Origin of the sequence: Methanosarcina baikalica, from assembly GCF_031461075.1 — an archaeon.
In the GTDB taxonomy this organism is placed as follows: domain Archaea; phylum Halobacteriota; class Methanosarcinia; order Methanosarcinales; family Methanosarcinaceae; genus Methanosarcina; species Methanosarcina baikalica.
In genome coordinates, this window is sequence record NZ_JAVKPK010000085.1 from 1 (window position 1) to 13,248 (window position 13,248).

The window sequence follows — 13,248 nt, forward strand, 5'->3', positions numbered from 1 at the left end:
ACGTAAAACAAACGAGGGTATAGAAATAAACCAAATCACTTAAATAATTACAAAGTATATTTAACTAAAAAATTAAGATAGTTGTGGAAGTCAATAGGAGTGAACATAGGGAAAAAGAAATCGCAATTGTGCTGAGGTTTACCTCGAGAGTATTAGTCCTATCATTGGAAATGTGAAAAGCCGAAATCTATGTAAAGAGCGACCAGGGGTTTCATGCTCCAAAAGAAAACTCACCTGGTCAATTAAAAAACCAGAAAACTGAGGGAACAATGAACTCGACTGAATTTAAAATCCACAATTCTTCGAAAATATACGGCACCTCTGTAATCGGGAAAGACACAATAATACTGGAAAATGTTATTCTGGGGTATCCTGAACACAAGGTTCTGATGGAAATCCTTAAACAAAATATTGAAATTGAAGATTTTGAGTTTTCAGGCTGTTCCATAGGCCCAAATTCAATTATAAGGGCCGGATCAACGATATTTTCCAACGTAAAAACCGGAAAAAACTTCAAAACCGGACATAATGTAATGATCAGAGAAAATACGGAAATAGGAAACAATGTCCTCATTGGAACCAATGTCATTATAGACGGACATGTGAATATAGGAAATAATGTAAGCATCCAGGGCAATGTTTACATTCCAACCAATGTTATTATCGAAGACAATGTATTTATTGGGCCCTGTGCGGTTCTAGCTAATGATAAATATCCTATTCGAAAGAAATACGAATTGAAAGGCCCCGTATTGAGAAAAGGTGTATCCATAGGTGCAAACGCCACACTGCTTCCGGATGTGGAAATCGGGGAAGGGGCAATGGTTGCAGGAGGAGCACTTGTGACAAAAAGCGTGCCCGCCTGGAAGCTTGCAGTCGGAGTGCCTGCCAGCATCAAAGAACTTCCAAAAGATTTAAAGGAATTGAATAGAATATAAACTTATCAAAAAAATCAAAATTAAGTGAGATAAATTTTATTGAGATTATTAAAAAGAGGTCCGAAAATGATCCCAATTGCCAAGCCCCTGCTGGGTAAGGAAGAAATTGATGCAGTCTCAGAGGTCCTGAGTTCAGGCATGATTGCCCAGGGCCCGAAAGTAGAAGAATTCGAGCTCGCTTTTGCCGATTACATAGGTTGTGAGTACGCAGCCGCTGTAAACTCTGGCACTGCAGCCCTGCACATTGCGCTTCTTGCCCATGGAATAGGAAAAGGAGACGAAGTGATTACAAGTCCTTTCAGCTTCATTGCGACAGCAAATAGCATCCTTTATACCGGGGCGAAACCTGTTTTTGCAGATATCGAGCCAGCTACGTATAATATAGATCCTGAAAGAATTCAGGAAAAAATCACTTCGAAAACCAGAGCTATTATGCCTGTTCACCTCTACGGACACCCAGCAGACATGAAAGCCATAACGGAAATTGCAGATGATAATAGGCTTATTTTGATTGAAGATGCCTGTCAGTCCCATGGCGCAGAATGCCTTGGAAGGAGGGTCGGAAGCTTCGGAACAGGAGCGTTCAGCTTTTACCCGACAAAAAACATGACAACCAGCGAAGGTGGAATGCTCACTACAAACGAAAAAGAAATTGCAGAGAAGGCAAAAATAATCAGGGCTCACGGTTCAAAAGTCCGTTACCTGCACGAAATGCTGGGTTTCAACATGCGTATGACTGATATTGCGGCTGCAATCGGGCTTGTACAGCTTGGAAAACTGGACAGATTTACCGCAGCCAGGCAGGAAAATGCAGGAATACTTTCAGCAGGGTTAAAAGGCATATCCGGAATTGTGCCTGCAGAGACAAAAACCGGCTATACCCACGTATTCCACCAGTATACGGTCAGGACTGAAAAAAGGGATCAACTGGCAGCTTTTCTAAAGGAAAAAGGAATAGGAACGGGAGTTCATTATCCGATACCCATTCATAAGCAACCCCTTTATAAAGAACTTGGATACAAAGATTCTCTGCCTATTTCGGAAAAAGCAGCGGAAGAGGTCCTATCTCTCCCTGTGCACCCCGCATTATCCAGAGCCGACTTGCAGGGAATAGTCGAAGCAACCAAAGAATTTTATGCAAAGGATTGAGTAGTTTTCCAGCCAATCCATTTTCAGAACCAGGAAGTGAAATTTTTGATTAGAGTAGGAGTAATAGGTACAGGTGCCATGGGACAGAACCATGTAAGGATTTACAGTGAAATGGAAGGTGTGGAACTTGCAGGGGTCTCGGATGTGGACCAGAAACGCGTCGAATCCATGGCTACGCAGTTCAAGACACAAGCCTTTACAGATTATAAGAAAATGTTTGCCGAAGGGCTTGATGCTGTAAGTGTCGTTGTGCCCACCAAACTACACAAACAGGTCGTACTCGATGCCCTTGATGCAGGAATACACGTTCTTGTGGAAAAACCGATTGCAGATACAACTGAAAACGCTGACCTGATGATTGCAGCCGCAAAAAACGCGGAAAAAATCCTTATGGTAGGGCATATCGAGCGTTTTAACCCAGCAGTCATAAAGCTCAAAGAAATTATAAACTCAGGCACTTTGGGAAAGATAGTTTCAATCTCGACCAAACGAGTAGGCCCCTATAACCCGAGGATCAGGGATGTGGGAGTAATCCTGGATATTGGTGTCCATGACATAGATGTGATTTCATACCTTTACGGTAAGAAAATAAATAGTGTCTATGCTATTGCAGGTGCAGATATTCATTCATTTGAAGACCATGCCTCAATAATCCTGCGTATGGATCATAACTTTGCAGGAGTTGTGGAAACAAACTGGCTGACTCCGCATAAAGTAAGGCAACTGACAGCGATCGGAGTTAAAGGTGTTGCCTATCTGGATTATATTAATCAGACCGTTCAGCTGCATGATAATGAATGGATAAGAAAAGCCAAGGTTGAACCCAGCGAGCCACTAAAAAACGAACTCACCTATTTCATGGATTGTGCTGCAACCGGCAAAGCCCCTAACCCCTGCGGAGAAGACGGAAAACATGCCCTTGAAGTGGCAATGGCAGCCATAAAATCCTACGAAGAGGGAAGATTAATTGAAGTAGGAAAATAAGCTGAGAAAAGTTTTTGGAAAGTTAGATTCCAAAATTTTCGGAACAAAAATATTTGAAAAACAATTGAAAAGTGATAAATATGACTAAATTGGAAAAACTTCTCAAGGAAAGAGGCCCGATAAAAAAAATCGGAGTACTTGGAATGGGCTACGTAGGTATCCCTGCAGCTGTCCTTTTTGCAGATGCCCCGTGTTTTAATAAGGTTCTCGGTTTCCAGCGCGATTCAAAAAGTTCCAGTTACAAAATCGATATGCTTAACCATGGAGAGAGCCCTCTCAAAGGAGAAGAGCCAGGCCTCGAAGACCTTATTGGCAAAGTTGTGAAAGCAGGCAAGTTCGAGTGCACTCCCGATTTCTCAAGGATATCAGAACTTGATGCAATTACTCTTGCAATCCAAACTCCTTTTGCAAATCCCAAAGATCTGGAGCCTGACTTTTCCGCACTCATTGAAGGCATCAGGAATGTAGGGAAATATCTTAAGCCAGCCATGCTTGTAGTACTCGAGTCCACAATCACCCCTGGCACGACCGAAGGAATGGCAAAACAAATTCTTGAAGAAGAGTCGGGCCTAAAAGCAGGAGAAGACTTTGCCCTTGCTCATGCTCCAGAAAGGGTAATGGTAGGCAGGCTCTTGAGAAACATCAGAGAACATGACCGGATCGTGGGTGGTATTAATGAGGCAAGCACCAGGCGGGCTATTGAGCTATACTCTCCTGTACTAACTGTTGGAAAAGTAATTCCTATGAGTGCAACTGCAGCCGAGGTCACGAAAACTGCAGAGAATACTTTCCGCGACCTTCAGATTGCCGCAATCAACCAGCTTGCTCTTTATTGTGAGGCCATGGAAATAAACGTGTATGATGTAAGGACAGGCGTGGACAGTTTAAAAGGAGAAGGTATTACAAGAGCTATACTTTGGCCAGGTGCAGGCGTCGGAGGCCATTGTCTTACCAAAGATACATACCACCTGGAAAGAGGGGTTAAGATAGGAAACGGGCAGCTGGATTATCCGGAAGGTGCAGATTCGATCTACGTGCTTGCACGAAAAGTCAATGATTTCATGCCTTTACACATGTATAACCTGACTGTTGCAGCCCTTGAAAGAATTGGAAAGGAGATAAAAGGCTCAAAGGTTGCGATGCTCGGCTGGGCTTTCATCAGAGACTCGGACGATGCCAGGAACACGCCTTCGGAACCTTACAGGGATCTCTGCCTAAAAGCAGGTGCGATAGTTACGGTGCACGACCCGTATGTTTTGAAATATCCAGGGGTTGAGATTTCGGATGACCTTGAAAAGGTTATCAGAGATGCGGATGCTGTGGTGGTTCTTGCAGGGCACAGTGCGTACTTTAATGTAAAGGCCGACTGGGTAAAGGAAGTTACAGGTAAAGCAAGTCCGATTATTGTGGATGGAAGAAATGTAGTTGAACCTGATGAGTTTATCGGAAAGGGGTTTGTCTATAAGGGGATTGGGAGGGGAGATAAAAACAAACATGTAATAGTATGAACATACACTATCTTTTGAGAGATTTATTCAGTCTTTCAAATCTGGAAAAAGGGCGAAAACCATGATTGAGAAATTAAAACAAAACGAGGAACTCTGGGATCTTTTTACCAAAAAAGAAGAATACAATAGGGTTTTTTCTGATCAGTACAATAGGTTTCCTTACTATTTAAGCAGTCAGAGAAATGTTTTTGATCCCGGAGTTTCCAGATTTCTAGTAGAAAACGGGTTGCACCCTGAGTATCCAGAAGGAAAGAAGTTTGCTGTCTGCCTTACTCATGATATTGATGTAGTCTATCCGGAAAAACGGTGTCTGATCATTGAAACAGCCAAAGCGGTTGCAAAAGGGAATTTAGCAGAAGCTATAAAAACACCCTTTTCCAGATTTAACAAGAAGTGGAACCCCTGCTGGAACTTTAAAGAAATAATGGAACTGGAAGCAAAATACAATGCAAAATCCAGCTTCTATTTTCTGGCTTTACATCCTGGAGAGAAGGATTTCAATTACAAAATTGAGGATCTTGAAGCAGAATTACAGTTCATATCTACGCACGGATGGGAGGTCGGCCTGCATGGGGGGCACGAATCTTACAATAGCTTTGAAGATATAATTGAAAAAAAGCACAGGCTTGAAAAAGTTCTCGGGAAACAGGTTATCGGGTACAGGAATCATTATTTAAGATTTAAAGTGCCGGATACATGGGAATTATTGAGCAAAGCAGACTTTAAATACGATACAACATTCGGATATTCAGACTGTGCTGGCTTTAGAAATGGGGTATGCCATCCTTTCAGGCCTTATAATCTAAATACCGAAAAACAAATCGATATCCTTGAGCTTCCCCTTATAATTATGGATAGAACGTTGCTAAGAGATTACATGCGCCTTGATGTTAAAAAGGCCTGGGAGCTTATAAAGAATCTTATTGATAAGGTTGAGCAGTACAATGGCGTGATTACAATTCTCTGGCACAATAATACGTCTATCGATGGAAAGAACCTTAAATATTACGAAAAATTCCTCGAATATGTTTATAGCAAAGAAGCGTGGATTGCAAGCGGGGAAGAAATATATAATTGGTGGCATACCAGCGTTGAGAAGAAGCATTGAAAGTTAACAGGAACTTTAAGAACTCCGACTGGCAACTTTTCGAGTCGTCTGAAAGCGAAATCAAATATTTCTGCGTAAATAATACAAATGAATCAAGTAAAATGGATAGGGTAGGCTAATAAATTTCTTTTTTTTCAGTTATGCAAATTGCCTGGGGTAAAGCTAATTGGCAGATATTTATGGGATCTGAATCCTTCAACGGTTTGCAGTAACCTCCTATTAAAACTCTTTGCCATGTCCACCATCTCCCAGCCGTAAAAGGAACCTTAGTAAGAAATAAATGAGCGTTAAGGAGAAATAATATGATCTCAATTGTGACTGCGGATGGAAAATAAGAGAACGGAGAAATTTATTCGAGAAGGGTTCATTTGTAAGGGAGCTTAGAGGAGAGATAAGTCAGACAGGTAACATTAGCTTGAGGATATTATTCCCAGAGCTGCAGATTTCAAAGAGAAAAACGGCTTAAAAATTTAAGGAATATATGAGCTCAACCCTAGAGGTAATTTCGTTTAAGGTACTGGCTATGGATGAAAAGGCATCAGACGCGACAGAGAATAGATCTCAAAATAACAAGAAGGAAAGTTTTGCATCCGATGTACTGACACTTGCAGGCGGGACAACCTTTGCTCAAATCCTTACAATTCTCTCTGCTCCTGTGTTGACCCGCCTGTACGGGCCCGAAGATTTCGGAGTGTGGGCTTTGTACATTTCTATCACCAGCATTATCAGCGTAATTGCGTGCATGAGGTATGAATATTCCATAATGTTGCCCGAATCGGATGAAGATGCCGTAAATCTGTTAGGGCTGAGTTTATTGGCAGTGCTTTTAGTAAGCGGTTTAACCCTTCTAAGTGTATGGTATTTTAAAGAACCTATAGTTAACATTCTAAATTCTCCGCAGATTGGGAACTATCTCTGGCTTGTACCTCCATTTATTTTTGTAAATGGGTTATTTCTTGCATTGAATAATTGGAATTCAAGAACAAAACTTTTCAAAAGGCTTTCCCTTTCAAGAATTTTCAGTTCGGTCTCTTCTACTGCAACACAGATAGGTTTCGGGCTTGCAAAAAAAGTCGGTGGAGGCGGATTAGTAGCTGGAAGTCTTGCCGGACAGTCTATTGCAACATTTGTACTTGGAGGACAAATCTGGAGAGATGATAGGAAGCTGATTGTGAAAAGCCTGCACTGGAGGAAAATTTATGAGGGGTTTAAGAAGTACCGCAAGTTTTCGCTTATAGATACCTGGGCTGCCCTTATGAACTCAGTTTCCTGGCAGCTTCCTGCCTTCCTTCTTGCGGCTTTCTTCACGCCTGCAGTAGTAGGTTTTTACTCCCTTGGCTTTCGCCTTTTACAGCTTCCAATGAGTTTCATTGGGGGCTCTATTTCACAGGTATTCTTTCAGAGGGCATCAAGAGCCTTAGCTGAAGGCACCCTCCATTCCCTTGTAGAGAACGTTTTCAAAATACTTGTGATCATAGGCATGTTTCCGATGTTGACTCTGACAATCGTAGGGAGCGATGTCTTTACCGTCATTTTCGGAAAAGCCTGGACAGAAGCAGGCGTTTATGCCCAGATCCTGAGTCTCTGGGCTTTTGTCTGGTTTATTTCGTCCCCACTAACCACGATATACGTGGTAGTCGAAAAGCACCACTTTGGTTTTAACTACAATTTATTCAACCTTACTACGCGTCTTCTTTCACTTATTATCGGTGGCCTGCTGGGAAGCGCACGTATGGCACTGATCCTGTTCTCGATATCAGGAATTGTGGTATACGGTTACCTTTGCCTGCAGATGATGTCCTATTCCGGAGTAAAGGCTTCAAGAGCCATGAAAATAGTATTCTCCAATTTTATCCTTTTTGTCCCTGCAGGAGTTATCCTGGTTGCCCTCAAAACTGTAGAGATAAACCAGATGCTGCTTGTTGTCTTTGCCGGCGTAGTTATCTGCATTTATTACCTTTATATTTTGAAAACCGATGTACAGATCAAAGAAATAATGAGAGAATTCAAATACTCCTGAAAAGCCTGATTACTGTGTGAAAACTAGTGCATCGATTCCTAATTAATTCCATTTTAGATTGTTATTCCACCAAGCATTTCATCCCTTTCTTCCATTTTGTATCTCCACGTAAATAGAACTGGTTTTTCGTTAATTTGGTTTATATGTTGACTAATTCTTTCTCTTAATTCATTTATTGAGTCTACTCTTATTTCTCTCAACACACTTCTCACCATTTTACTGAAAAAACTCTCAATAATATCACAGTTTTGTAATCTACTTTCAACTCTCTGGAAATCTCAGTATCGTTTTTTCCCCAGTAGCTCAAAAGTACTATCTTGGATCTTTGGACAATGTTTGCAGCTTGATTTCTAGAACCACTTAACCTGGTAAGATAATCTAACTCTTTTTGAGTAAATGATAATTTAGGGCGACGGCTTATACGAGGCATAAAGGTTAGTTATTGAACAATTAATATAATTATTTTAGGGATTTATATCAGAATCGATGCACTAGTTCTTACCGTACCTATCGAGCCGAACGAAGAATGTTTCATCGAAAACTCAGTATCAAACGCAAAAAAAATATTGGAAATAGATAGGCAGTATGACACAGGAAATTTCAGGAAAAAATCAAACGATTCCAAGCTTATTTTCACTTAGCGGTTGCACATGTATAGTAGAGTTCTGACCTAACGCCAATATTTAAAAGTGATCTCCTCAAATGGTCTTTTAACAATTACTCAATCAGACTGCACTTAAATATACTTATTGTGTATATACATCATGGCCATGCTCATGGATCCCGGTTAATTTTGAGAGCTAGCCCGGGTAAATATCCTGAGTATTGGAGTCTGACAAGCCAATTGAGAGTGTTTCAAATCCTAAAACATGCGTTGCAAGGTCCGGTAAAAGGGGGAGAAAGTCGCAAACTTAAACAATGGAAAATCGGGGCTGCCAACTGATTAAAGTATTTAAAAGGTTATTCCTATAATTGCACGCAATATATCCCCATTATTACATTTTAATAGATACCTTGAGCCTGTAGAGATTAAAAATCAGGTATAACATGCCTCTTACTGAAGCACAAGAGTTATTTTCATTATTTTTGCAATTTATTTCTCTCTGATAATAGATCGCTCCGATCAAATGTATAAACCCTGGGATACATATAATGCCTGGAAAGGAAAGCCTCACAATATTAAGCGTTTGATGGCAGCCTGGATTATTTTATTTGTTACACCGATGTTGCATTTTTCAATCTTATTTATCCTTCTGGGATCAGTTAATGTTCAATTCGATATGACAATTAGCGGCATTTCAAATGTTGTTTTAATCAGCTTTAGTTCGTTTTTCGATTTTGGTTACTTCAGAATATATGAATCTTTTGTGCATAAATATCCAGAGTCTTTTTTCGCAGATGAAGAATTGATGCAATTAGAGCGCTTAGGCAGAATTCTCCCGGATTTTTGGGCTCATTTTATACCCGGAGCTTTATACGTTATCATATCTATTTTGATGATGCTAATAGCATTTATTATTGAGCCTACCTCAAAACTCATTTAGATTTAATTATTACTTAGGCTTCAAGAAATGAAATTGAGAGAAGCAAGTTTTGAGTTATGCGATACCCTCTAAGATAAATTATTATTGCCCTGCTTCAAGAATATCCAGAATATGGGATTATTAATTTGATTCATGGGAATGAATAATAAAATATAAGAATCGAACAATTACAGATTTAATATCTTTTTTCCAATAGATGACGTATGCTCATGATATTCAATTGCTATTCTGAGCACACCCGGATGGCTGTATAACTCCCTTCCAGATCTCCAATCTGATTCTTTTTTCAGAGAGGTTCTAAGATTTTCTCAAGCACTTTAATCCTCAGGACTTGCGCAGTTGAATCAAAAACCAGTAGCATGAGAGTTCAAACGACTTCAGTACTAATATCAAACATTATTCATAATAGTAGCCATCGATGACGATTTATAAAATGTTTTGTTCTTTAAGTGAGTAAGATATAAGTATAAAGGGCGGAATAATAAAATATTCTTTATATTTATCAATTCGGGGAAGAAAATCGAACCTTTTGGTGTTGTGGAAGTAATTTACCACACGAGAAGGCCTGTCTGATTTTTAGTACTGCAGGATAAAAACTCTTACAAAAACTGTTCTTGTCGGTTTAAAGCAGGCTCTTCAAATTCCGAGAGTGATAACTTTCTAAAAGGGGGTAGCATAGTGAAACAAAAATTATCGCTAATTTTAGCGTCTGTTTTCTTAATTACGCTAGCCTGCTCAGCTATTGCAGTGGGCCAGAACTGGACTATGGTTAACTATGATGATTCCATGTCCAGGCATAGTAATCAGACTGAGATAGGCAAGGATAATGTAAATCAGCTAGAGGTCAAGTGGATTCTGAACACAGGATCTACAATTGAGGACTCGCCTTTAATCGTAGGAAATACTGGGTATGTTCAGAATAACAAGTACCAGGTCATTGCTTTTGATATGGATACTGGGCTTAATAAGTGGAAGTATGACCCTAAAACAGGATCTTCACCTGCACATGGCATAGCATACGACAATGGAGTAATTTACGCTCCAACTGGTCCTAACGGGACTGTAGTCGCCCTAAATGCCGATTATGGCAAGAAAATCTGGGAATCGACTGCTTTGCAGCCTCTAGGAGGATCATTCGTTCTCACTTCACCCCCGCTTATATGGAAAGATTATGTAATTGCTGGATCTGCATTTGGAGATGTGGTCCTTCAAGGTCTTCCTGCATCGAAAGGAACGGCTACTGCCCTGGATAAGAAGACCGGCAAAATAGTATGGCAGATCAACACTACTGTAGGTGAATGGGTTACGGGGAAGAATGCCAGTACTAATGGCGGTGCCACTACATGGTCGGGTGGAGCAATTGATACTGACAAAGGCATAGTCTATCTGCCCTGTGGCAACCCTGCACCCGATTTTGACGCATCCAGCAGACCCGGGGAGAATCTGTATTCAAACAATGTGATTGCCGTTAACATTACTACTGGAAAGATTCTCTGGGCGACGCCCTTTATAGCAGCAGGTACAGTTTTAAACGTCACCATTCCCGACACCCATGACTGGGATACTTGCTGGGGAACTAATCTAGTTACTATTAACTCTAGCAAAGGCCCCGAGAAAATAGTCATTGGCCACAATAAAAGAGGAGATATTATGGCGATGAATTCAACTACAGGAACGCCAATCTGGTGGGAAAATGTGGCTTATCTCTACCGCACAGACGTTCCGGCCATGCCAAATGGCAGCGGAGCGGTCTGGCCCAGTCCAAGCGGCGGAGTCCATGCATATTCAGCCTTTGATGAGAATAATGTCTATGTTGCCGTAACCAATCAAGGAAGAGACTTCTTCAGCAGTCCGGGAGAAGGTCATGCCGAGCCTGCATTTGAGTTCATACCAAATGGCATTGGAAACGGCTCCATCACTGCCCTGGACCTGAAAACCGGCGAGATCAAGTGGGAACATAAGACCGATTTCCCAACCTGGGTATCGCCCCTGGTTACCAATGGAGTGGTATTCTCAGGTACAGTCACGGCTGTAGGAAATAATGAAACAGGCGTAACCTATCCTTTTAGCGACTATGGAGACCCAACTGAAACGCCGCTTATAACCTCGGGAATCCTCAGGACATTTGATGCCGAAACTGGTAAAGAGTTATGGAAATTCAATGTAGGAGCCCCAATTAGCATAGGTGGACCATCTATAGGAAGGGGTATGCTATTGGTGCCCACAGGAAACAACATGGAAGCCACCAACCCGGGTGGCTATATCGTTGCCTTTGGGCTTCCAGAAGAATAAATGAATATATTACTTGAGTATTATTTAAGCGGCAGAGAATAAGCCGCTTAAAATCTTTTTTTAGATATTAACTGAGAGTTTTGCGCTAGATAACAATGAGCGTTTCTTCCCTATCTTTGAAAGATCGAATTCTCTTCGGCCGATCACTTATGAAAAAGAGGTTTACTGAAATGTATAATTTCCAAGAAGGAAATAGGGTATCAAATATTATTTCATAGCAGTGGGGAATAATAATGATTGAAACTAGAAAGATAGCAAAGGTTCTGAAGAGCAAGTCCACAATTGAAGGAGCAGGCGTCCACCTCAAACGTGCATTTGGATTCAGCCAGGTTCCTATTTTCGACCCTTTTTTGCTGCTGGATGATTTTAGGTCCGATAATCCGGAGCACTATATCAAAGGTTTTCCCTGGCACCCTCATCGCGGTATAGAGACGATTACTTACGTTCTTCGTGGGGATGTAGAACATGGGGACAGTATGGGAAATAAGGGAATAATTTCATCAGGTGATGTACAGTGGATGACTGCCGGAAGTGGAATTATACACCAGGAAATGCCCAAAGGAGACCCACACGGTTTGATGTACGGATTTCAGCTGTGGGCTAACCTCCCTAAATCTCACAAAATGATGGGCCCACGCTATCGGGAAGTGAAAAGTGATCAAATTCCAGAGGTATCCCTGGGCAACGACACGAAGATCAGGGTCATTTGTGGAAACGTAGGAGGTATGAAAGGGCCAGTTCAAGATATTGTCACCGATCCAGAATACCTCGATATAACCGTTCCAGCTGAATCAGAGTTCTCACATCCTACCAAACGAGGACACACCGTTTTTGTATATGTCATCGAGGGAAAAGGGTACTTCTGCAAGGAGAAGGAACCATTTTCCTACGACATGGAAGACGTCAACTATTTTGATATGAAGCAAGATCCCTTCCTGGAAAATGGAGATATTGTCCTCTTTGATGATGGCGATCAAGTTATTGTCTCAACCGACGGAGACTATGTCAGGTTCCTGCTAATATCCGGAAAGCCTATTGGTGAACCAATTGCTTGGTATGGTCCCATTGTGATGAACACGAATGACGAGTTGCGCATTGCTTTTGAGGAATACAACAATGGAACATTCATCAAGCAATAAAATTTCTGCCATTGGATGCAGTTCTTGAGGGGTTTGACGCCCATGCAGTCATAGACGCAAGTGGTGAGGTGAGCGTACTTGAACGTGAAGCCTACCATAGCCACTCTTTCCCAGGCGGATGTGAAGTGCGTAACTGGTGGTCGGTTGGTGCAAAACTTCAAGCCGTTTCACGCTAAAATTCAACTTTTTCTTATTATTTTTATATTACGGAGTTCAGAAACGTTTCTGTATCTCCAAATTGAATTACTGAGCCGAACAATTTTCGATACTTTGTACATCTAACTTCACAGCTTTTTGTGTTGTTCATTTTTCTTTAATCTTCAGAATTAAATTCATTATTGAATGACGTAATATTAAACTCATATGATCAATCTGGCTGAAATTAATTATGTCATAGTATCTGAAAAATAGGCTTATTGTAATCCCTTCCCTGAATTCGCAAAATAAAGATTAATTGCAGAATATTGGCCAGTTACTGAAGAAAAAAGAAATAGCGGATAAAAGACAAATGTCGGGCAAAATCTGGAGAAATTAGCCGGAGATTAAAAATAGAGGCATTGGTAAAT

The 13,248-nt window shown here is 41.0% G+C and carries 10 protein-coding genes and 1 pseudogene; 9 read left to right on the forward strand and 2 right to left on the reverse strand.

Annotation, left to right across the window (positions count from 1 at the left end; all coding sequences use genetic code 11):
- Window positions 1–269: 269 nt before the first annotated feature.
- The 6 genes from RG963_RS14850 to RG963_RS14875 all read left to right on the forward strand — a co-directional run bounded on the left by RG963_RS14850 (window position 270) and on the right by RG963_RS14875 (window position 7,707).
- Window positions 270–938: an N-acetyltransferase gene (locus tag RG963_RS14850; RefSeq protein ID WP_310577065.1), complete on the forward strand. Its 669-nt coding sequence runs from the start codon at window positions 270–272 to the stop codon at window positions 936–938.
- A 66-nt stretch (window positions 939–1,004) separates the two neighbouring features.
- Window positions 1,005–2,087 carry a DegT/DnrJ/EryC1/StrS family aminotransferase gene (locus RG963_RS14855; protein ID WP_310577066.1) on the forward strand — a complete coding sequence of 361 codons (1,083 nt, stop codon included), beginning with the start codon at window positions 1,005–1,007 and terminating at the stop codon, window positions 2,085–2,087.
- 45 nt (window positions 2,088–2,132) lie between these two features.
- Window positions 2,133–3,071 (forward strand): UDP-N-acetylglucosamine 3-dehydrogenase, encoded by a 939-nt coding sequence (locus RG963_RS14860; RefSeq protein WP_310577067.1) that lies wholly within the window; start codon window positions 2,133–2,135, stop codon window positions 3,069–3,071.
- Window positions 3,072–3,151: 80 nt separating this feature from the next.
- Window positions 3,152–4,579 (forward strand): nucleotide sugar dehydrogenase, encoded by a 1,428-nt coding sequence (locus tag RG963_RS14865; RefSeq protein ID WP_310577068.1) that lies wholly within the window; start codon window positions 3,152–3,154, stop codon window positions 4,577–4,579.
- 61 nt (window positions 4,580–4,640) lie between these two features.
- Window positions 4,641–5,687 carry a polysaccharide deacetylase family protein gene (locus RG963_RS14870; RefSeq protein WP_310577069.1) on the forward strand — a complete coding sequence of 349 codons (1,047 nt, stop codon included), beginning with the start codon at window positions 4,641–4,643 and terminating at the stop codon, window positions 5,685–5,687.
- Window positions 5,688–6,168: 481 nt separating this feature from the next.
- On the forward strand, window positions 6,169–7,707 hold the full coding sequence (locus RG963_RS14875) for a lipopolysaccharide biosynthesis protein (protein WP_310577070.1): 1,539 nt from the start codon (window positions 6,169–6,171) through the stop codon (window positions 7,705–7,707).
- Between the two features lie 53 nt (window positions 7,708–7,760).
- On the opposite strand, the gene RG963_RS14880 is transcribed toward RG963_RS14875, so the two are convergent.
- Both RG963_RS14880 and RG963_RS16650 read right to left on the reverse strand, forming a co-directional pair.
- Window positions 7,761–7,907 (reverse strand): hypothetical protein, encoded by a 147-nt coding sequence (locus RG963_RS14880; RefSeq protein ID WP_310577071.1) that lies wholly within the window; start codon window positions 7,905–7,907, stop codon window positions 7,761–7,763.
- 41 nt (window positions 7,908–7,948) lie between these two features.
- Window positions 7,949–8,137 (reverse strand): annotated as a pseudogene (locus RG963_RS16650) (IS630-like element ISMac13 family transposase); the annotation flags it as partial.
- A 697-nt stretch (window positions 8,138–8,834) separates the two neighbouring features.
- On the opposite strand from RG963_RS16650, the gene RG963_RS14885 reads away from it, so the two are divergent.
- The 3 genes from RG963_RS14885 (at window position 8,835) to RG963_RS14895 (ending at window position 12,682) form a co-directional block, all read left to right on the forward strand.
- Complete coding sequence (locus tag RG963_RS14885) at window positions 8,835–9,251, forward strand: hypothetical protein (protein WP_310577072.1); 417 nt, start codon at window positions 8,835–8,837, stop codon at window positions 9,249–9,251.
- A gap of 678 nt (window positions 9,252–9,929) precedes the next feature.
- On the forward strand, window positions 9,930–11,543 hold the full coding sequence (locus RG963_RS14890; RefSeq protein WP_310577073.1) for an outer membrane protein assembly factor BamB family protein: 1,614 nt from the start codon (window positions 9,930–9,932) through the stop codon (window positions 11,541–11,543).
- A 233-nt stretch (window positions 11,544–11,776) separates the two neighbouring features.
- On the forward strand, window positions 11,777–12,682 hold the full coding sequence (locus tag RG963_RS14895; RefSeq protein ID WP_310577074.1) for a pirin family protein: 906 nt from the start codon (window positions 11,777–11,779) through the stop codon (window positions 12,680–12,682).
- Window positions 12,683–13,248 lie beyond the last annotated feature (566 nt).

Bases quoted from the DNA above. Each gene is read 5' to 3' on its own strand.
- RG963_RS14850 (WP_310577065.1), top strand. From the start codon at position 270: ATGAACTCGACTGAATTTAAAATCCACAATTCTTCGAAAATATACGGC.
- RG963_RS14870 (WP_310577069.1), top strand. From the start codon at position 4,641: ATGATTGAGAAATTAAAACAAAACGAGGAACTCTGGGATCTTTTTACC.
- RG963_RS14885 (WP_310577072.1), top strand. From the start codon at position 8,835: ATGTATAAACCCTGGGATACATATAATGCCTGGAAAGGAAAGCCTCAC.
- RG963_RS14875 (WP_310577070.1), top strand. From the start codon at position 6,169: ATGAGCTCAACCCTAGAGGTAATTTCGTTTAAGGTACTGGCTATGGAT.
- RG963_RS14865 (WP_310577068.1), top strand. From the start codon at position 3,152: ATGACTAAATTGGAAAAACTTCTCAAGGAAAGAGGCCCGATAAAAAAA.
- RG963_RS14895 (WP_310577074.1), top strand. From the start codon at position 11,777: ATGATTGAAACTAGAAAGATAGCAAAGGTTCTGAAGAGCAAGTCCACA.
- RG963_RS14855 (WP_310577066.1), top strand. From the start codon at position 1,005: ATGATCCCAATTGCCAAGCCCCTGCTGGGTAAGGAAGAAATTGATGCA.